The organism is Bacillus sp. Xin1 (genome assembly GCF_013314535.1).
Classification (GTDB): domain Bacteria; phylum Bacillota; class Bacilli; order Bacillales; family Bacillaceae_G; genus Bacillus_A.
Map to the genome: position 1 here is coordinate 1 of NZ_JABUAE010000025.1, position 19215 is coordinate 19215.

Genomic DNA, 19215 nt, shown 5'->3' on the forward strand with positions numbered 1-19215 from the left:
CATATTCAACGGGCTTATTCAGAAAGCGAGAGAACCATAAAAAACGTTATCCTTTCAAGTATTTTACTGAAAGAATAACGTTTTTTTCATTTTGGGGTAGTTGCTTTTCTTAGCTTGATTGTGATGGGGTACCGCCAGCATTTTGGAAAAATACCACGCTAAGCAAAAAATACTATAAGCTGCCCATATGGACAGCTCATTTACATAATTATCGTTAGCGGAATTCATTTTAAAATTCTATTTGTGGACCTTTTCTTTGTTCTTGCGAATAAACCACCATACCAAAGCTAGAAGTAGTATGATAAGCGGTATTCCCTGAATAAAGAGAAATCCTTTCCAAAAATCAAGTCTAGTACTGTCTGGAGAAGCTGTTGCCATCACACCTATAAAAAGTGCCAATGGACTTGCAAGTATATTTATCCCTAAACCGACCATTACGAATGATAGATTTTTATCCCTAATTTTTCGTGACCCAGCCATAATAAACATAAATATTGCAATACCTAGTATAAGAAACAGTATCCCATAATAAAACACCATATATAACATATTATCCCTCCATGATTTTAATTGTACCATCAGCAAGGACAATTTTATGCAAATTTGGATGAATAGGATATTCATGTAAATTTAACATAACGTTCCATTATAGGTAGTATCTAAAAAAATCTCACTTCTTATCTTTTTTCAGATAAGAAGTGAGATTTTTTGTTTTGGGAGTGTTTACTTTTCTTAAGTTGATGGGCATGGTGCTACCCTATAAAAGAATAATTCAGTAGAATATATGTAGAGCGTATTTTGATCAAACTTTTTTTCAAAGCAACATTTACTACTACAAGCAAATACATTGTAGTAGTAAATGAGGTCATTTGTAGTACAACAAAAGGATAGAACAAGCAGAATTCCTCTGTTTGTATCTATCCTCTTCTTTTTGTCTATATAATGTTGCACATTATATAATTATTCTTAGTATACCTATCCCAAGCACCTATCTCTTGATTCTAAATAAAATAATATGCCAAGTTCTTTTTTTGTACATGAATTAGATTTATAACATTTGCTGTGCTAACTCAATTAGTTGTTTTCTTGACTTGATGATCTTTTCCCCATTCACACATTTCATTCATAATTTGTATTAAAGATTTTCCGTATTCACTTATTGTGTACTCGACCCTTGGTGGAACTTCTTGATATACAGTTCGATGGATAATCCCATCAGCTTCAAGCTGCCGTAATTGTTGCGTCAACACTTTTTGTGTAATGTCAGGGATGGCACGTTTCAGTTCGTGAGTCCGTTTCTTATCCTCCATAAGAATGCATAAAATACTACTCTTCCATTTTCCACCGATGACTTCAAGGGTAGTAGTGATAGGGAAGTTATGATTCTGATTCATCTTCATATTACACCTCCATAGGTACTTTGAGGTTCCTATAGTACCTGAAAGTACGTACTTTTCAATTATATGTAACTAATACATACTAATACTAAAGGATTTCATTTTTTATAAGGGGGAAAAAATTTATGAAAACACTTGTAATTGTAGCACATCCAAATATTGACGAGTCACGGATTAATAAAAGATGGAAAGAAGAATTAGAGAAATATTCGAATGAGATAACAGTACATGAATTGTATAAAGTAGCTCCTAATTGGGAGTTCGATGTTGAGCATGAACAAAGGCTATTATTAGAACACGATCGTTACATATTTCAATTTCCGTTCTATTGGTATAGTTCACCACCATTATTAAAAAAGTGGTTTGATGATGTGTTAACGTACGGTTTTGCGTATGGTTCTACAGGAGATAAAGTACGTAATAAAGAATTTGGTTTGGCGATTTCTATAGGTGGATTAGAAACTCAGTATAAAGATGGGTTTACAATGAAAGAATTAACAAAGCCATTCCAAGCGACTTGTCTATATACGGGGATGAAATTCATACAAACATTTATGTTGTATGGAGCAGAGTACGAACTAAAAGATGAAGATATCGAAAGAAGTGCAGCTGATTATGTTAAATATATTATGAATAAAAGTAATCTTTATATATGATTTAAAAATATCCCGATCTTAATTCAATAAAGTTTCTATTTTGGGGTCAATGCGGATTTAAAAAGTTAAGAAAATAAGCATAGAAAAAACCTAATTTCACGCTACAATGACGGGAAATTAGGTTTTTTTGTTGGGATTATATTGATTTACTAAATTTTGTAATTCTATTAAAATGATAAAGAAAATTCTAGTGATACATAATATTTCTTCGGAAATAGAATGTAGAGAATTGAATATAAAGGAAGAGATAAAAAATGACATGCCCATTGTTACAAGTAGAGACGGAAAGACTTATCGTACGTCCTTTTCAGGAAGCCGATTATGCAAGTTGGTATGAAGGATTTAATAATCGCTTACCATCTCAGTATAAATACGATGATGGTTATCAAGATATAGCGTATTCAACAAAAGAATGGTTTGCTAAATGGATACGTGGCTTTGATGAATCAGCAAAACGGGATGAAATGTATGTGTTAGGAGTGTTTCGTAAAGAAGATGGTGCGAATGTTGGTAAAGTTGAGCTTATTACAATTTTACGCATGGACTATCAATGGGCGATGATGGGATATTCGATTCATAATCAGTATTGGAAAATGGGCTATGGCGTAGAAAGTGTACGGGCCACTATGGATTTATTCTTTGAGCGTCTTAATTTCCACCGCATTGAGCTGCATATAAATGTTGATAATGAGCCATCGATTCGTCTCGCTGAAAGAGTAGGGTTTGATTTTGAATGCACGAGAAAAGCATTTTCTTTTGAAAATGATGAGTGGACTGATTTTCTTATTTATTATAAAAATCAGATGGGTGAATAAAGGAATTTGTAAAGTCATATAGAATGGAGGGATAAATTTGGAAGAACAATTTATAGAGACAAGTGGGGGCCACTTATGGACAGCGAAGCAAGGACAAGGAATTCCTGTCTTACTCGTAAGTGGTGGGCCAGGCTGTTCTGATTATTTAGAACCAGTCGCAAGTTTAATAGACGACATATGCGAAGTGATTCGATTCGACCCTAGAGGATGTGGGCGTTCTGAATTTGGTGGTATAGGATACGGTGTGAAAAAATGTATAGAAGATATGGAAAGAATACGAGAACATTACAAAATTGAGAAGTGGATCGTTATGGGGCATTCGTGGGGAGCTGATTTAGCTCTTGCGTATGCAATATTACAGCCCAATTCATTGTTAGGACTTGTCTCCATTTCAGGAACCGGTATTCAAAATGATCGAGATTGGAAACGTGCATATGAAGAGGGGGTGAAAGGAAAACGGGAGACTTGTCCAGATTCGGTGTATTCTTACAATAAGGAAGTGCACCGTTCTTTAATGAGTTCTTGGCGACATTTTATTAAACAACCAAATGTATTAAAAGAGATTTCACAAATTCACATACCAACTCTATTTATATATGGGCAGAAGGATATACGACCATCTTGGCCTATTTTACAAATAGCATCTCTTATAAATGGAGCTAAAGCTACTGAAATAGTAGAAGCTGAACACTATATTTGGATGCAAAATGAAAGTAGACTTAGAGAAGAGTTGCGAAAGTATGTAAGCGAATCCTTTTAGGAGTGAATGAAATGTACAATCTTACAACTGTTCAAAACATATTTGGTCCTTCGAAAAAAATATTAAATGGTTTACCACATGCAATGACGATTGAAGAAACGGAAGAAGATTCGCTGTATGATCCTCAAAATTATAAAGAACAGATAAAAAGATTTGTAGAGGTTTGTTTAAGTTGGAATGTAAAGAGAGCGAGCATTTTACTAGATAAAAGTTTCAACAGTTATACTACCAGTGCAAAAGTGTTATGTGAATTTAACTTTCAACTTTACGCAGCAAAAATCGAGGTATTTCGTAACCTTTCGGACACCGTAACGCCAGAAAAACAGTATAGTTTTCGCTCTATAGACGAAGGGGGATTGTCTGAAGATGAATTTAAATCACTTTGGGAGCGATGTATGTCAGGTTCAGATAATCAATCATCCATTCTTAATATAAATGAACATTTTTACGCGATACAAGCAGAATTAGGCGAGGGATGGGAAAAATCATGTATTGCTTTTTATGAAAGAAATCAACCAGTCGGAATATCCATTCCTCATATTGAACCAGGTACGAAGGAGGAAGGACGATTATTTTATTTCGGCCTCTTGCCGAAGGAACGCGGGAAAGGAATGAGTACTCATATTCACCGTCAATCTTTACATATATTAAGGGGAATGGGAGCTACTTATTATATAGGAAGTACCCATGCAGCAAATAAAAAAATGCAAAAAGTGTTTTTGAAAAATGGTTGTTCTATAAGGACTGAAACGGAATTATATTGTAAAATTTTTGAATGAATGTAGGGGATGGGAAAATGAAGGGAATAAAGGTTTTTCATTATGATGCATTTAGTAATAAACCGGATATGGGAAATCCAGCTGGACTTGTAATAGATGCAGAAGGATTGACAGATTATGAAATGCAGCTTATTGCAGAAAAAGTAGGGTTTAACGAAACTTCTTTTGTGCTTCCTTCTACTGTAGCTGATGTAAGGATTCGTTATTTTACACCAGGGCAAGAAATGAATCTTTGTGGACATGCGACAGTGGGGACTATATTTGCACTTCATGAAAAGGGGTTATTAAAGGGGAAAGAAAATCTTACAATAGAAACGAAAGTAGGGGGTTTACCAGTACATATCGATATGGATGAAAATGGAGAAGTGTTTATTAGAATGAGACAAACAGCTCCACAGTTTCAAAAGTTTGATGGTTCTACTGAAGAATTAGCTCATAGCATTGGACTTCATGAAAATGATTTAGATGAAACGTTGCCAATTGTGTATGGGAGTACGGGGATTTGGACTCTACTTGTTCCAGTTAAAACATTGGATGCTTGTCAACGAATGAAATCAAATAATAAAGAGTTTCCATCTATTCTAAAAGAGATACCAAAGGCGTCTATCCATCCTCTTTGTTTAGAAACGTATGATGAAGCAGCGCATATGCATGGTCGACATTTTTCATCACCTTATTCTGGAACAATTGAAGATCCAGTGACGGGAACAGCTTCTGGTGTAATGGGGGCGTATTATGCTAAGTTTTTGAGGAAAGATTTTGATAGTGAAATGAAATTAATTGTTGAACAAGGACAAGAAATGAATAGGGATGGTCGTGTGGCTGTTTCTGTAACAAAGAATCAGGAAGAACATTCACTGCAAATTGAGGTTTCGGGAACTGCGGTGTATGTAAAAGAGTTTCAAATTTCGATTTGAAAAAAGTTCGGTATATAACCGAACTTTTTATCTATTTACAACTTCAATAAAAGATGTATCTCCATTTTGCCTCATTACGGAATGGAAATTGTGATTTTCTAACGTTTCTGCAACATGCTTCAATTGCTGGGCATCATCATGATGAATTAGCAGACTATCTGCACCACTTTCTTCAATGTGGATATGTGCAACATTACCGATAGCTTGGTTTATAGCTTGTAAAAAATCGGGTTTCATATATGTCCTCCTAATATGTATAAGTATTTTTTCTAGCATGCCCAGTATTTAGCAAAATTACAAGTTAGACTTCATGTTTCATACTTTTAATTTGCAGTAGGTTTTCATGAACTGCAAATAAAATATGTATAAGAAAAAGGATATTAAAGGTTTTTTTCTGTAGTTGTCAAATAATAATAAAGTTGCTACATATATAGAATAAGGGGAATAAAAATGGATATTGCCAAAGTGATTGAGCAATTAGTTGTAAATAAAGTGATTGCCGATTCTCCTACAACATACAAGAAATTAACGGGCGGTACGATGAGTAAGTTATATTTGATAGAAGGTAATGAACCGTATGTTATAAAGTTGAATGAACCAAAAGTTATCGAAGAAGAAGCATATTTTCTCGCCTTTTATGAACATGAAAGTATATTTCCTAAGCTTTTGTATGTTGACCCATTATATAGATAGATGGTGTATTCATTTATTCCTGGTTCCATAAGTTGTGATGCGGGGAATAAGACGGATATTCTTTTTACACTTGTCCAAAAAGTGATTCATACATATAAACCAGCTATGAAAATGGATCAGTGGGGATGGAAAGAAGAACCGGTAGCCTCTTGGCAGGACTTTCTTTTAGAAAGGATAATGGAGACCTGCGAGAATGTGAGGGCTTATATAGCAGAAGCCGATTTTCAAACGGTTCTTAAATTAGTACGTAGTTCAAATAGAACGAGATATTGTAATCAACCATTTCTATTACACGGTGATTGTGGATTTCATAATTTTATATGTAAAGAAAATAAGTTATATGGCGTAATCGACCCTTTTCCAGTGCTGGGAGATCCAATATAGGATTTAATTTATGCATTTTGTTCGACGCCAGAAGAGTTAACGACGGAAATGGTAGACGAGATAGTAGAAAAGAGTATATTCCGTAATAGAGCGAGGGAAGTTTTATATGAAGAAGTCGCAATTGTTTTATATTGCAGGCTAGATGCTTGTTTGAGACATCATCCAGAGGATTTAGATGCTTACTTAAAAGCTTGGTGTTATTGGATGGATCAAATTCGTTACCAATGAAAGTTCACTAGAAAATAAAATGGGGATAGGAGAAATGTTATGAAAAATTTTGTTTGTACAACATGTGGCGTACAATATGCAGCAAGTGTAGAGGAACCAACGAATTGTATGATTTGTAATGAAGAGCGACAATATGTAAATCCGAAGGGGCAATCTTGGACAACGCTTGATGATTTACAAGCGAGCAACAAATATCAAAATGAAATGATTGAAGAAGAGGCAGGGCTATATAGTTTTACAACAAAACCAGAATTTGCGATTGGTCAAACAGCTTATTTGGTAAAAACAGAATCGTATCATTTGTTATGGGATTGCATTACGTATTTCGACGAAACTACAATTGAGAGAGTAAAAGAATTAGGGGGATTAGATGCAATTGCATTATCCCATCCGCACTATTATTCTACTCAAGTTGAATGGGCGGAAAGATTTGATGTACCACTTTATATACATGAAGATGATCAACAGTGGGTGGCACGTCCAAGTAACCATATTGTTTTTTGGTCAGGGGAATCATTGCAATTATCTGATGGAATTACAGTGCATCGTCTAGGTGGACATTTTAAAGGTGGGTCTGTGTTACATTGGTCAGAAGGGAATGATGGGAAAGGGATTTTATTGACAGGCGACATTATTCAAGTAGTAGCAGATCAAGAGTGGGTTAGTTTCATGTACAGTTATCCAAACTTAATTCCGTTACCAGCAAATAAAGTAGAAGAGATGGCGAGAAGGGTCAAACCTTTATCCTTTAATCGCTTGTACAATGCTTTTCACCGAGTAGTGAAAGAGGATGCGAATGAAGCGGTAGAACGCTCTGCGCAGCGTTATATTTCAGCGATAGAAGGTAAATTGTTTCATACATAAAGAGGAGATGTAGAAATGAATATATTAGTATGCTTTGGTGATAGCATTACAGCTGATGAAACATTTTGGAATGAAACACCGAGATTAACGCCACGTTTACAAGAGCAGTTTCCGAATTGGAAAATAGAAAATGCAGGTGTTTCTGGTGATAATACGTTCGATGCTTTGAGAAGAATAGAAGAAGATGTGCTATCTTATGAGCCGACATTTGTAACGGTCTTTTTTGGCGCAAATGATGCGGCATGTCATAAACAAGTACCACTACAAGAATATAAATCAAATTTAATGGAAATTGTAAAAAGAATTTCACCAGAAAAGGTGTTGCTAATTAGCCCAGCATCAGTGGACGAGGAAAGGCAGCACGCAAGAACAAACGAAGTATTATCGCAGTATGCAAAAGTGGTGGAAGAAGTAGCAAAACAAACTGGAAGTCACTTTCTTGATTTACATTCTCATATGATTAGAGAATTAGATTATAAGAAGTTTGTAGAAAATGAAGAGCGTGATGGGCTGCATTTTAGTGCCGTTGGCTATGAATATTTATCTGAGTTAATTGGGAGTAAATTAAAAGAGATTTTCAAATAGATGTTGCAAGGGAAAAGCAAAGCTGAGATTAGCTTTGCTTTTATAATTTCTTTTTCGGTCTACGCACTAATTCACCACCGCAGTTTGGACAAACATGATGCGTTTTCTCTGTGCACGGTGCACAAAATGTACATTCGTACGTACAAATATAAACTTCCGAATCTGTTTGCAGTGAAGTGCTACAAGTTTGACAGTTTGTTTTCATTTCTAATGCCATCGGATTGCCTCCTATTCATATGAATTTTTATAATTTAATGATAATATAGATTGGAGAATATGTCCTTTTCAAATGAAAGTATATTTGGAAGTTAGTGTAGCGTTTGAAATGAAATATGATATTTGATTTATGGCTCGATTATGCATTAAAAATGAACGGGATAAATTATTCACTTTATATGCCTATTTATATAAAATTAAACAAGCAATACAGCAACAGGGGGTACATGTTTTGTTAGAAAATAATTATGATTTAGATTCAAAAAATAGTGTAAGTTTTAACAGTTTACGAGCTGACTGTGAGAACTGCTTCGGTTTGTGCTGCGTTGCATTACCTTTCGCAGCTTCAGCTGATTTTGCAGTTAATAAAGATGCTGGTAAGCCGTGTTCCAATCTGCAATCAGACTTTCGTTGTAGCATTCATAAAAATCTTAGGAAGAGCGGATTTAAAGGGTGCACCGTTTTTGAATGTTTCGGTGCAGGGCAAAAGGTTTCGCAGGTGACTTTCAAAGGTGTTGACTGGAGAGAAGGTCCGGGACATGCGAAAAAGATGTATGAAGTTTTTCCGATTATGCACCAGCTTCATGAAATGCTTTGGTATTTAAATGAGGCTGTAGCGTTAAGAGCAACACGGTCGATTCATAAAGAGATTCGTGCTGCGATTGAAGAGACGGAGCGACTTTCTTATCTTAGCCCAGATTTGCTGATTGATGTAAATGTTCCATCACAGCGAGCGTATGTAAATGAACTTCTTTTAAAGACAAGCGAACTAGTATGGACGGAATCACGTCACAAGTATAAGAGTTCGAAAAAAAATAAAAGGATAAATCACCGAGGAGCAAACCTTATGGGGGCAAAGCTGAGAAGGGCAGACTTTAAGGGGGCGAATTTACGAGGAGCATACCTCATTGCAGCTGATCTTCGAGAAGCTGATTTAAGAATGGCTGACTTTATTGGTGCTGATTTACGGGATGCTGATCTTAGAGGAGCGAACCTTACGGAGAGCATTTTTCTGACTCAAGTTCAGGTTAATGCAGCGAAAGGGGATGTAAACACGAAATTACCAAGTTTACTTTCTCGTCCTGCGCATTGGTCTGCGTGAGAAAAATATAAATTTTATCTTAATAGGTAATATAAAAAAACAGGCTATATTTTTATAGCCTGTTTTTTATTATTGCTACTTTTTCTTTTCAAGTGTAGTTATCACGACACTAAATATAATAAGGATACCACCAATGAAAAAGTTATGATTCAACGTTTCATTTAAAAGTAACCACCCTAGTAATGAACCGACAATAGGCTGGAAAAAGAAAAATAGGGAACCGATGCTAGCATCCATTAACTCTAATCCTTTATTCCAAAGAAAGAAGGCACCAGCAGTGGAGATGATTCCTAAATAGAGAATACCTAAAATGATATTGACGTTTAAGTTTTCAATTGGACTTGATTGTAACTCCCAAATCATGCAAGGTGTAATGAAAAATAAAGAAAAGAATATTGCGTACGTTGTAATGACCAAGGACGAAAAGCGCGTAGATGCGATTTTTACATAAATAGATAGTAAAGCCCACGTAATAGCGGCCCCAACTAAAATGATTGTGCCAATAAAGTAAGAACCAACTTCTATATCCCATCCAATGACAATTATGACGCCTATTGTAGCTAAGATAGTAGAGAGTATTCTACGAGTTGTTAATTTTTCTTTCAAAATCAATGAAGCGAATACGACCATAAATGCTGGCGTAGCTGCTGTAACTAAAGAGCCTGTGTGAGCATCAGATAGTTTCGTTCCAATGAATTGACATGTAATTGAAACAAAGTAGCCGATGAAACCAATCCAAGCGAAAAGGAACCAGTCTCGTTTATGAATATGGATTTTCTTTTTATTTTTTCGTTCTGTTATTTTCAAAATCATATATAGGACGAAAAAAGCAATAATAAAGCGAAGCCAGACAAGTGTGAGAGGGGGAATAAAGTCTAGTACATATTTACTAATAACGTACATACCGCCCCAAATACTTGCTGCAAGTGATAAACATATAGCGCCTAAAATGGTTTGTTTCATTGTGAAATACCTCCGTCTATTTGTAGGATAATATGAGATCCCTAAGACGAGGCATAGTTTATTTGTTAGACAAATGCCCGCCTTAGTTTATAGACGGATTACAGGTTGATCATTTTCGAATAGGTTGTTGTAGTACATTAGAGATTCTCCTCTCAATATGTGTATTTATTTATGATAAATTAATTTTATTATAACTTAATTTTCAGATTATCGAAGGGACATCCATTAATCCTTTTATTTTCATGCTGCAATTTTAAATTCAAATCATAGAAATTCAAATAGGAGAAATAATAGTAAAATAACACTTGTATTTCACCAAATAAAATATGGCATAATCATTCTGTCGCAATATATATATAAATAAGGGTATATAAAAGGAGTACATGAATGAGTTTTGCTATTGAAGTATTGATTGAAGCACCAATTGAAGTTGTTTTTGATTATGTAAAAGATGATGAAAAAGTAAAAGAATGGAATGCATTTTTAGTCGAAAATCATTATCCGTTAGAGCGAGTGAAAGAAAATCCACGTGTGGGAGATACGTTTATTTCGGTACAGAAACTAGGAAAGAAAGTATATGAATCAGAGGTGGAATTTCTAGAGTATGAACCTCCGTATATCATTACTCTCGGTGGCGAGACGAAGCAAGGGTATTCTACGACAACATATGTATTAGAAGAAGAGGAAGAAGGGACACTTCTTACATTAATTTTGGAGTATGCACCTAGTAATCTATTTTATCGCATTTTATACAAGTTAACAGGTTGGATGTCACGTGCGGTATATGTAGAACAACTTGAGCATTTAGCAGAATGCGTAGAATCTACATACAATAATGAAAAATCAATATAAATAATAAGAGGATCTGTTATAGCAGGTCTTTTTTTCATATTATGCTACTAATAAACTGTCACGTTTGACTGTACAGTTTATGTATTGTATGATGTTCTTAACATAAATGGGGAGGGAAAAATCGTTGGGAAGGTGTATCGAATCGGACAGTTGGCTCACTTGGCTCACGTATCGAAACGAACGATTGATTATTATACGAATCTAGGTATCTTAAAAGCGGAGCGATCTCAATCTAATTATCGCTACTACGATGAAACAGCATTTGAGACATTACAATTTATTGAGAAATGCAAGGAAATGCATATGCCGCTTTGTGAGATTAAAGAGAGGATCGAGGAGAGAAAGAAGCTGCTCGGTATCAATGAACACGTTTCGAAACAAGTGAATGAAGTGACAAACCATATCCATCAATTAGAAGTAGAACTAACACAGTTGAAATCTCTTTTAGATGGGTTAACAGATTCACAACGTGAAAAAATATCGAAATCTTTATCTGGTCAAACGACAACTTTACTACAAACTCTAGTACTACTGTTATAGTTAAAGTTGGATCCGACTCTTTTAATTTCTGTATAGCGCTATGTTTTCTAGAGAAACAGAGAATAAGAAAACATTATAAGTATACAGGAGGTGAACACCTTAGTTTTTTTAACTAAGGGGATTCATTGGAAATATTTAATTTAGTCATGGTTGCGGTTTTAATCGCATTTACTGGATTTTTCGTTGCAGCAGAGTTTGCGATTGTTAAAGTACGTTCAAGTCGCATAGATCAGCTTGTTTCGGAAGGAAAACGCGGTGCGTTAGCAGCAAAAAAGGTAACAACAAACTTAGATGAGTATTTATCTGCTTGTCAGTTAGGAATTACAGTTACAGCAATGGGATTAGGTTGGTTAGGTGAACCGACAATAGAAAAGCTATTGCATCCATTATTTGAGAAGTGGAACTTAAATCCGTCTATTTCACAAGTATTGACTTTTGGTCTTGCATTTATGACAATGACGTATTTGCACGTTGTAGTAGGAGAATTGGCTCCAAAAACAATGGCAATTCAAAAGGCTGAAAAAGTAACTTTATTATTTGCTGGACCTTTAATGATGTTCTATAAAGTGATGTATCCGTTTATTTGGGTACTAAATGGTTCAGCACGTGTCGTAACTGGCTTATTCGGTTTGAAACCAGCTTCTGAACATGAAGTAGCTCACTCTGAAGAAGAATTACGTCTCATTCTTTCAGAGAGCTATGAAAGTGGAGAAATTAACCAAGCAGAATATAAGTATGTAAATAATATCTTTGAATTTGATAACCGCATTGCGAAAGAGATTATGGTACCGCGAACAGAAATCGTTGGTTTTTATCTCGAAGATTCAGTAGAAGAACACATGAAAATTATCCAAAGTGAACGATATACACGTTATCCGATTTTTGGAGAAGATAAAGATGATATTATCGGTATGGTCAATGTAAAAGACTTCTTTATTCGATACATGAAAGGCGATACAAAAGATTTATCATCTATTCGTACGTATATGCGTCCAATTATTGAAGTGATGGAAACAACTCCAATTCATGATTTACTCCTACAAATGCAGAAAAAGCGAATTCCAATGGCTGTTTTATATGATGAGTACGGAGGCACAGCCGGAATTGTAACGCTTGAAGATATATTAGAAGAAATCGTTGGCGAGATTCGTGATGAATACGATGAAGATGAACATCCGCCAATTCAACATGTGAATGAACATCACAAAATTGTTGATGGGAAAGTGTTGATTACAGAAGTAAAAGATTTATTTGGTCTACACATCGAGGAAGAAGATGTGGATACAATTGGCGGTTGGATTATGATGCAGAATCATGAAATTGAAGAAGGACAATGTGTGGAAGCCGAGGGATATGAATTTAAAGTTCTTGAAAAAGATGCATATCAAATTAAACGCGTTGAAATTCGGAAAATTGATCATCAACAAGAGAAAGCAGCAACTGTGTAAGTTGCTGCTTTCTTTTTAGCTATAGGAAAACTTGAAATAAGGAGCGGATATTTTGATTGAAGTTGCGTTACGAGTATACAAACTACAGCTGTATATGATTTTTAGTGGTTTACTACTTTTATGGACGATAACGCCTTTTTCAAAGCAAGTTACTGGATTTGGGATTGGATTAGCAGTCAGTGCATACTGCCTATGGTTGTTAGCGAGAAGAGTTGAAAAAATTGGTAGAATTATTGTGTTAAAGCAACGCGCGCCGGGACTCGGGATTTTAAATCGTTTTGCTACTGCTATATTGGGGGCAATCATCATGTATGAAATTGAACATGAAATGGAAATGTGGGCATTTGGTACAGGTATTTTAGGTGGTCACTTTTTAATGATTGCGAATTTAGCTTATGCAAATATACAGTTAGCAAGAGAAGAAGAGGAAAACCGAAAAAAGATGCTATAGGACTCAAAATAAGAAGATAAAAGGAAACCGAAAACGGTTCTTTTTTACCTTCTTATTTTTTATTTTTCATGAAAAAATAAAAAAATTTAGAAAACCCATCGCTTTCTCAAGGTTATATATGTTATTATGACAAAAGACTTTTTGAAAGAGGTGGATGCAAATGTTACAAGCGCTACTTATTTTTGTACTTCAAATTATTTATGTTCCAGTTTTAACAATCCGGACGATTTTGCTTGTAAAGAACCAAACAAGATCCGCTGCTGGTGTCGGATTATTAGAAGGTGCAATTTATATTGTAAGTTTAGGAATTGTGTTTCAAGATTTATCAAATTGGATGAATATTGTAGCCTATGTCATTGGCTTTAGTGCTGGACTTTTATTAGGTGGTTATATAGAAAATAAATTGGCAATTGGGTATATTACATACCAAGTTAGTTTACTAGACCGTTGTAATGAGTTAGTAGATGAGTTAAGACACTCTGGTTTTGGCGTAACTGTATTTGAAGGAGAAGGGATTAATTCGATTCGTTACCGTTTAGATATTGTTGCAAAACGTTCACGTGAGAAAGAGCTTTTAGAAATTATTAATCGCATTGCACCAAAAGCATTTATGTCTTCTTATGAAATTCGTTCTTTCAAAGGTGGTTACTTAACGAAAGCGATGAAAAAACGAGCGTTAATGAAAAAGAAAGATCATGCATCGTAAGAAAGAATCAAATTTCTTCTTATTTTGAGAATAATATCTAAGTCATGTTATACATTTTATAGAAAAGAAAAGGAAAGGATAGATGCAAGCAGAGAAAATCTGAGTGATCTATCCTTTTTTTGTTATAAATGCAATATCGTGTAGTATGAGAAGGTAATTTGTAGATATAATGGGATAAATATGATAGTTGTTTCACATTATTGCAGAAATAGCTGGAAATTGCATATACAGAAGTATACAAAAGAATATGATAAGTGAATGAGGGAGTATTTCTGAAATATATAAATTATTTTATTTGTACATAATAATATACTTTGGATGTGAGGAGGAAAAACGTGTATAAATTACCGTTAGGCATACAAATACCAGATCAAATTGATTACCCAAAGGGGTATGATTACGATACCATACAACAAAATCGTGCGCAGGCGAACATTGTAGAAGGCTACAAGATGAGAGAGGTTGAAGGCGAAAAATTTCAGTATTTTACAGAAATTAATATTGATGCTGATAAAGTTTGGCGCTTATTTGAAACATTAGTTAATATAATGTTTAAAGAAGGGATAGCCTATGGATTTGTAGGAATGAAAGGTGAAGAGCCATTTTTCAGTTCTTTTACTGAATTTGACCGAATCATGAATCTCTTTAAGGAATATAAATTTGAACTTATAAATGATGGATTTCTGCAATTTGGAATCGCAACTGAAGATAGTACATCCTATAATGAGATTTTTGTGACTAACTTTAAAACCTTTCAAGTATGGAGTGAAAACAAAAATGACGTTTTAGCTGCATTAAATCGAATGGATTTAAAGGAGTATAAAGTCTTGAAATTTATTTGCGATTTTCCGGTAACGTCAAAAGCACTTTCTCCGCAACGATATCCAGAAATCCGACATTACACAGAGGTACTGGAAGAATTAGAAAAAGCTTTTTCTCTCATAGTATGATAAAAATGTTTCCCCCTGTTAAGTGCAGAGAAACATATTATAAGTAACGGCTAAAAGTTGAGCTTAAGAACTGAATGATTGTGTGTTCCTAGAGCTTTGTAAAGGGGTTTTTTACTATTTTATTATCATAAATAGTTTAAAGTTATCAGATAATACTAGATATTTTAGTCTATTAATTATTATAATAGACTATGAGATGGGTTATAATTGAGACAGAAAAGATGTATTCTTAGGTGGGACCTAGGTGGCGCAGTTTTTTTTGTGGCATAGAAGCCAAAAGTGCCTAGTCTTTTTTGCCAATATGGGGGATGGAGAGATTATCATGAGCAACATGCAGAAGAAAACAGACGTTATCTTAATTGGTGCCGGAGTTATGAGTGCGACTTTGGGGTCATTATTGAAAGAGTTAGCACCTGAATGGGAAATCAAGGTGTTTGAGAAATTAGCAGATGCAGGAGAAGAAAGCTCTAACGAATGGAATAATGCGGGTACTGGTCATGCTGCACTGTGCGAGCTTAACTATACATCTGAAAAACCTGACGGATCTATAGATGTTAGCAAAGCTATAAAAATTAATGAACAGTTCCAGCTTTCAAGACAATTTTGGTCTTATCTTGTAAACAGCAATTTGATTCGTAATCCACAAGACTTTATTATGCCAATACCTCATATGAGTATGGTACAAGGGGAAAATAATGTTACGTTTTTGAAAAAACGTTTTGAAGCGCTTTCAAAAAATCCGCTGTTTCAAGGAATGGAATTTTCCGATGATCCTGAAAAGCTGAAAGAATGGATTCCGCTTATCATGGAAGGCCGCACACAAAATGAGCCAATAGCGGCAACGAAAATCGATTCTGGGACGGATGTCAACTTTGGAGCTTTAACACGCATGTTGTTTGATCACTTACAGAACAAAAACGTTGAGTTAAACTACAAGCATAGTGTTCAGGATATTAAACGTGCTAGCGACGGATCATGGGAAGTAAAAGTACATGATATCAGTAGTGGGAAAATCGAATACCATACTGCAAAATTCGTCTTTATCGGCGGCGGAGGTGGAAGTCTGCCTTTACTACAAAAAACCGGTATTCCTGAGTCGAAACATATTGGTGGGTTCCCGGTAAGCGGATTATTTATGGTATGTAACAATCAGGAAGTTGCAGAGCAGCATCATGCAAAAGTATACGGTAAAGCTAAAGTTGGTGCTCCTCCAATGTCTGTTCCACATCTTGATACAAGATATATGGACAACAAAAAAACATTGCTGTTTGGGCCGTTTGCTGGCTTCTCACCGAAGTTCTTAAAAACTGGTTCGAATTTGGATTTGATAGGTTCCGTAAAACCAAATAATGTCCTCACTATGTTGGCGGCAGGCGTAAAAGAGATGGCATTGACAAAATACTTAATCCAGCAAGTTATGTTATCAAATGAAAAGCGTATGGAAGAATTACGTGAATTTATTCCGAATGCTAAAAGCGAGGATTGGGATATAGTAGTAGCAGGCCAACGTGTACAGGTGATTAAAGATACTGATGCCGGTGGTAAAGGAACACTTCAATTTGGTACGGAAGTTGTTAGTGCTGCTGATGGCTCGATAGCTGCATTACTTGGTGCTTCTCCAGGTGCTTCTACTGCTGTTCATGTTATGCTTGAAGTATTAGAAAAATGCTTCCCAGAACATATGAATGCGTGGGAACCGAAAATAAAAGAAATGATCCCTTCTTATGGCGTGTCACTAGCGGAAAACCCAGGGTTTTTCCAAGAAATTCATGATTCAACAGAGGAAACGCTTTGTTTAAGTAAAAAAGAACTGGCTTATAGTTAAATTCTTGGAGTATAGAAACAAAGCTATGTAAGACCATTACACAGTTCAATAAAAAAGAAAATCAACTATGCAAAAGAGGCTGTCTCCAAAAGATCGTTTTTAGCGATCTTTTGGGGCAGCCTCTTCATATGATTCTAAATAATATTTAAAAAGCTAAATCCATACATCGCAGCAACTGTAAAAATGATTGTCCATACTGCTAGACTAATAGTCATCCAACTTATGACGTGTGTCCGGTTCGATCCAAATGTTAAGGCTAATACGGCTGCAATATCAGTTCCTACAAGAATTGGAGCTAACAGAGCCAACCCTGGAATACCATATCGTTCCCATATTCGCCTTGATCGAGTTTCTTTTTTAGAAGGTGTTGTTATCCCTTTTTTTAATTTTCTGGCTGCTTGCCATTTTGCGTACTGCTTAAAGAAGAAGCCAAGTAATAAAACCAAGATAAGATTCCCTGCAAAAGCTGTCACTCCTACTGCAAATGGCTGTAATCCCCATGCAATACCGAGTGGTACAACGATTGATACATCCATCCATGGAGCAAAGGCTAGTAAAAATAAGACTACATATTGCCATAATTCACCTGCATTTTGAGCCCATTCTAACATATTGTTCCCCCTGTTTTTGTTCAGATTAAATACGATGGAAAATTAGAATAGTAGTTAACCAATAGACAATGTATTGACCTAATCATAGTAAACCTATGCATATTAGCGGAATGAGAATGTTATGAGAAAAGAGGAAGCAAACTCCTGCTGTTATTGGAAGTGCAAAGCTATAGTAAATATACACATTCCTACAAGCCTTATAGGTCACCCATTGTTGACCTTCATCTATTTCACGAAATTCGGATGGGATAAATCCAAATAATTTAATTTTATCATCAGGATTCTTCCGATTATAATGCTTTGTAAGAACGAACCACAAAAAAGTAAACATTACCAAAATCCCAAAACACAATCTAGCTATAACGACTTGTGTATCCATAAGAGAAAATAGTAAAAATGCAATGATCAATACAAATAAGCTCGTACCTATAAGTGGAGACCTCAAAATATGTTTCATCAAAAATATTCATTCCTTTCCTGTTAAATAAAAAATATCTTCTACAGTAACTTGAAACGCAGTAGCTATTTTTAACGCCATCGTAACAGATGGGGAATAATCACCTTTTTCAATTAACCCAATTGTCTGTCTTGTCACTCCAACGGCATCGGCTAAATCTTGCTGAGTCCACCTAAATCGTGCCCGTAATTCTCTAACTCTGTTTTCAAGCATCATAATTTCCCTTCCCTCATTTCCAATTACTAACATTGTAAATGATTGCTTACAAAATGTAAATAATCATTTGCATTTTGTAATAAATAATTGCTTGAGAAACATAAAACAACACCATCTATAACTAAAATGGTGTTGTTTCGTTTATCTAGCTTTTAAAATTGAATAGTTTTATCCATTAAGAAGATAGAGGATTAAAAAATACGATGAAGAATTAGAGTAGATAATGCAAAAAATAGAAAGAGGGGAAAAGATGAATTTAAAATTAGTAGATGTAACGGAAGAAAATTTCTTTGAAATTATTAATTTAAAATCAGATGAAATCCAAGAAAAACACATTCAAATATATGAAAGATGGGTTGGTTCAAATGCTTTCTTTCTTGCAGCTTGCCAAACGTTTGGGTTTACTCCGAAAGCTATATATGATAATGACGTTTTAATAGGTTTTGCTTCGTATGGGTCTAGAAATGAAACGAAGCAATATGAGTTAATTAGTATGATGCTTGGCCATCAATATCAAGGATTAGGATATGGGGTTCCTGCTTTAAAAGCAGTAATAGATAGTATGGTTCAAACGTACAAATGTGAAGAAATATTCTTATCGGTTATTCACGATAATGAACGCGCGAAGCGGATTTATGAAAAAGTGGGTTTTAGGCCAACAGGAGAGATTGAAGAAGGACACCATCCAGAATTTGTTTACTGTTTAAAACTAAAAAACTATGTAAATGTATAAATTTATATTATTGAATTCAAAGCACCGTTCTATAAACTGGACGGTGCTTTTCATCGTACTATATATG

General features: G+C 35.1%; 23 protein-coding genes and 2 pseudogenes. 17 read left to right on the forward strand and 8 right to left on the reverse strand.

The genetic code is table 11. The features are described from left to right. Positions 1-246: 246 nt before the first annotated feature. Together HRG09_RS18950 and HRG09_RS18955 are read right to left on the reverse strand one after the other, a co-directional pair. Positions 247-549: pseudogene (locus tag HRG09_RS18950) on the reverse strand (hypothetical protein); the annotation flags it as partial. Positions 550-1070: 521 nt separating this feature from the next. After that, positions 1071-1394, reverse strand: a complete 324-nt coding sequence (locus tag HRG09_RS18955; RefSeq protein ID WP_174102498.1) for a winged helix-turn-helix transcriptional regulator — start codon at positions 1392-1394, stop codon at positions 1071-1073. Positions 1395-1522: 128 nt separating this feature from the next. On the opposite strand from HRG09_RS18955, the gene HRG09_RS18960 reads away from it, so the two are divergent. From HRG09_RS18960 to HRG09_RS18980, 5 genes are all read left to right on the forward strand, one after another. Next, complete coding sequence (locus HRG09_RS18960) at positions 1523-2053, forward strand: NAD(P)H-dependent oxidoreductase (RefSeq protein WP_174102428.1); 531 nt, start codon at positions 1523-1525, stop codon at positions 2051-2053. Between the two features lie 254 nt (positions 2054-2307). Further along, positions 2308-2868 (forward strand): GNAT family N-acetyltransferase, encoded by a 561-nt coding sequence (locus tag HRG09_RS18965; RefSeq protein WP_174102429.1) that lies wholly within the window; start codon positions 2308-2310, stop codon positions 2866-2868. A gap of 37 nt (positions 2869-2905) precedes the next feature. Beyond that, positions 2906-3628, forward strand: a complete 723-nt coding sequence (locus HRG09_RS18970; RefSeq protein WP_174102430.1) for an alpha/beta fold hydrolase — start codon at positions 2906-2908, stop codon at positions 3626-3628. Positions 3629-3639: 11 nt separating this feature from the next. Next, complete coding sequence (locus HRG09_RS18975) at positions 3640-4407, forward strand: GNAT family N-acetyltransferase (RefSeq protein WP_174102431.1); 768 nt, start codon at positions 3640-3642, stop codon at positions 4405-4407. A 17-nt stretch (positions 4408-4424) separates the two neighbouring features. Further along, positions 4425-5324, forward strand: coding sequence for a PhzF family phenazine biosynthesis protein (locus HRG09_RS18980; protein WP_174102432.1), 900 nt, complete (start codon positions 4425-4427; stop codon positions 5322-5324). A gap of 27 nt (positions 5325-5351) precedes the next feature. On the opposite strand, the gene HRG09_RS18985 is transcribed toward HRG09_RS18980, so the two are convergent. Then, positions 5352-5561: a hypothetical protein gene (locus HRG09_RS18985; protein ID WP_174102433.1), complete on the reverse strand. Its 210-nt coding sequence runs from the start codon at positions 5559-5561 to the stop codon at positions 5352-5354. A 213-nt stretch (positions 5562-5774) separates the two neighbouring features. On the opposite strand from HRG09_RS18985, the pseudogene HRG09_RS18990 reads away from it, so the two are divergent. From HRG09_RS18990 to HRG09_RS19000, 3 genes and pseudogenes are all read left to right on the forward strand, one after another. Beyond that, positions 5775-6629: pseudogene (locus tag HRG09_RS18990) on the forward strand (aminoglycoside phosphotransferase family protein). A 39-nt stretch (positions 6630-6668) separates the two neighbouring features. Then, positions 6669-7493 (forward strand): MBL fold metallo-hydrolase, encoded by an 825-nt coding sequence (locus tag HRG09_RS18995; protein ID WP_174102434.1) that lies wholly within the window; start codon positions 6669-6671, stop codon positions 7491-7493. A gap of 15 nt (positions 7494-7508) precedes the next feature. Continuing rightward, positions 7509-8078: an SGNH/GDSL hydrolase family protein gene (locus HRG09_RS19000; RefSeq protein ID WP_174102435.1), complete on the forward strand. Its 570-nt coding sequence runs from the start codon at positions 7509-7511 to the stop codon at positions 8076-8078. A 40-nt stretch (positions 8079-8118) separates the two neighbouring features. On the opposite strand, the gene HRG09_RS19005 is transcribed toward HRG09_RS19000, so the two are convergent. Continuing rightward, positions 8119-8295 carry a DUF1272 domain-containing protein gene (locus tag HRG09_RS19005; RefSeq protein ID WP_174102436.1) on the reverse strand — a complete coding sequence of 59 codons (177 nt, stop codon included), beginning with the start codon at positions 8293-8295 and terminating at the stop codon, positions 8119-8121. A 231-nt stretch (positions 8296-8526) separates the two neighbouring features. Between HRG09_RS19005 and HRG09_RS19010 the strand changes: the two genes are divergently transcribed. Further along, positions 8527-9396, forward strand: a complete 870-nt coding sequence (locus tag HRG09_RS19010) for a pentapeptide repeat-containing protein (RefSeq protein WP_254610127.1) — start codon at positions 8527-8529, stop codon at positions 9394-9396. A 75-nt stretch (positions 9397-9471) separates the two neighbouring features. On the opposite strand, the gene HRG09_RS19015 is transcribed toward HRG09_RS19010, so the two are convergent. Further along, positions 9472-10359: a DMT family transporter gene (locus tag HRG09_RS19015; RefSeq protein WP_174102438.1), complete on the reverse strand. Its 888-nt coding sequence runs from the start codon at positions 10357-10359 to the stop codon at positions 9472-9474. A gap of 387 nt (positions 10360-10746) precedes the next feature. Here HRG09_RS19015 and HRG09_RS19020 point away from each other — a divergent pair, with 387 nt between their 5' ends. From HRG09_RS19020 to HRG09_RS19050, 7 genes are all read left to right on the forward strand, one after another. Then, positions 10747-11211, forward strand: coding sequence for an SRPBCC domain-containing protein (locus HRG09_RS19020; protein WP_174102439.1), 465 nt, complete (start codon positions 10747-10749; stop codon positions 11209-11211). 132 nt (positions 11212-11343) lie between these two features. Continuing rightward, positions 11344-11751, forward strand: coding sequence for a MerR family transcriptional regulator (locus HRG09_RS19025; RefSeq protein ID WP_174102440.1), 408 nt, complete (start codon positions 11344-11346; stop codon positions 11749-11751). A 125-nt stretch (positions 11752-11876) separates the two neighbouring features. After that, positions 11877-13199 (forward strand): hemolysin family protein, encoded by a 1323-nt coding sequence (locus HRG09_RS19030; protein WP_174102441.1) that lies wholly within the window; start codon positions 11877-11879, stop codon positions 13197-13199. A gap of 52 nt (positions 13200-13251) precedes the next feature. Further along, positions 13252-13650 (forward strand): ATP synthase subunit I, encoded by a 399-nt coding sequence (locus HRG09_RS19035; protein WP_174102442.1) that lies wholly within the window; start codon positions 13252-13254, stop codon positions 13648-13650. Positions 13651-13810: 160 nt separating this feature from the next. Then, positions 13811-14356: a DUF2179 domain-containing protein gene (locus HRG09_RS19040; RefSeq protein WP_000938450.1), complete on the forward strand. Its 546-nt coding sequence runs from the start codon at positions 13811-13813 to the stop codon at positions 14354-14356. Positions 14357-14691: 335 nt separating this feature from the next. Further along, positions 14692-15306 (forward strand): hypothetical protein, encoded by a 615-nt coding sequence (locus tag HRG09_RS19045; RefSeq protein ID WP_174102443.1) that lies wholly within the window; start codon positions 14692-14694, stop codon positions 15304-15306. Between the two features lie 322 nt (positions 15307-15628). Continuing rightward, positions 15629-17131, forward strand: coding sequence for a malate:quinone oxidoreductase (locus HRG09_RS19050; protein ID WP_174102444.1), 1503 nt, complete (start codon positions 15629-15631; stop codon positions 17129-17131). A gap of 134 nt (positions 17132-17265) precedes the next feature. On the opposite strand, the gene HRG09_RS19055 is transcribed toward HRG09_RS19050, so the two are convergent. From HRG09_RS19055 to HRG09_RS19060, 3 genes are all read right to left on the reverse strand, one after another. Next, complete coding sequence (locus HRG09_RS19055) at positions 17266-17742, reverse strand: small multi-drug export protein (protein WP_174102445.1); 477 nt, start codon at positions 17740-17742, stop codon at positions 17266-17268. An 82-nt stretch (positions 17743-17824) separates the two neighbouring features. Then, on the reverse strand, positions 17825-18202 hold the full coding sequence (locus HRG09_RS29060; RefSeq protein ID WP_254610128.1) for a hypothetical protein: 378 nt from the start codon (positions 18200-18202) through the stop codon (positions 17825-17827). A gap of 6 nt (positions 18203-18208) precedes the next feature. Beyond that, complete coding sequence (locus HRG09_RS19060; protein WP_174102446.1) at positions 18209-18415, reverse strand: helix-turn-helix transcriptional regulator; 207 nt, start codon at positions 18413-18415, stop codon at positions 18209-18211. 250 nt (positions 18416-18665) lie between these two features. Between HRG09_RS19060 and HRG09_RS19065 the strand changes: the two genes are divergently transcribed. Next, a complete protein-coding gene (locus HRG09_RS19065; protein ID WP_174102447.1) occupies positions 18666-19148 on the forward strand; it encodes a GNAT family N-acetyltransferase in 483 nt (160 codons plus the stop codon). Positions 19149-19215: the final 67 nt, after the last annotated feature.

Coding starts and splice junctions, on each gene's coding strand:
- HRG09_RS18955 (WP_174102498.1), bottom strand. CDS start 1,394: ATGAATCAGAATCATAACTTCCCTATCACTACTACCCTTGAAGTCATC.
- HRG09_RS18960 (WP_174102428.1), top strand. CDS start 1,523: ATGAAAACACTTGTAATTGTAGCACATCCAAATATTGACGAGTCACGG.
- HRG09_RS18965 (WP_174102429.1), top strand. CDS start 2,308: ATGACATGCCCATTGTTACAAGTAGAGACGGAAAGACTTATCGTACGT.
- HRG09_RS18975 (WP_174102431.1), top strand. CDS start 3,640: ATGTACAATCTTACAACTGTTCAAAACATATTTGGTCCTTCGAAAAAA.
- HRG09_RS18980 (WP_174102432.1), top strand. CDS start 4,425: ATGAAGGGAATAAAGGTTTTTCATTATGATGCATTTAGTAATAAACCG.
- HRG09_RS18985 (WP_174102433.1), bottom strand. CDS start 5,561: ATGAAACCCGATTTTTTACAAGCTATAAACCAAGCTATCGGTAATGTT.
- HRG09_RS18995 (WP_174102434.1), top strand. CDS start 6,669: ATGAAAAATTTTGTTTGTACAACATGTGGCGTACAATATGCAGCAAGT.
- HRG09_RS19000 (WP_174102435.1), top strand. CDS start 7,509: ATGAATATATTAGTATGCTTTGGTGATAGCATTACAGCTGATGAAACA.
- HRG09_RS19005 (WP_174102436.1), bottom strand. CDS start 8,295: ATGGCATTAGAAATGAAAACAAACTGTCAAACTTGTAGCACTTCACTG.
- HRG09_RS19015 (WP_174102438.1), bottom strand. CDS start 10,359: ATGAAACAAACCATTTTAGGCGCTATATGTTTATCACTTGCAGCAAGT.
- HRG09_RS19020 (WP_174102439.1), top strand. CDS start 10,747: ATGAGTTTTGCTATTGAAGTATTGATTGAAGCACCAATTGAAGTTGTT.
- HRG09_RS19040 (WP_000938450.1), top strand. CDS start 13,811: ATGTTACAAGCGCTACTTATTTTTGTACTTCAAATTATTTATGTTCCA.
- HRG09_RS19050 (WP_174102444.1), top strand. CDS start 15,629: ATGAGCAACATGCAGAAGAAAACAGACGTTATCTTAATTGGTGCCGGA.
- HRG09_RS19055 (WP_174102445.1), bottom strand. CDS start 17,742: ATGTTAGAATGGGCTCAAAATGCAGGTGAATTATGGCAATATGTAGTC.
- HRG09_RS19060 (WP_174102446.1), bottom strand. CDS start 18,415: ATGATGCTTGAAAACAGAGTTAGAGAATTACGGGCACGATTTAGGTGG.
- HRG09_RS19065 (WP_174102447.1), top strand. CDS start 18,666: ATGAATTTAAAATTAGTAGATGTAACGGAAGAAAATTTCTTTGAAATT.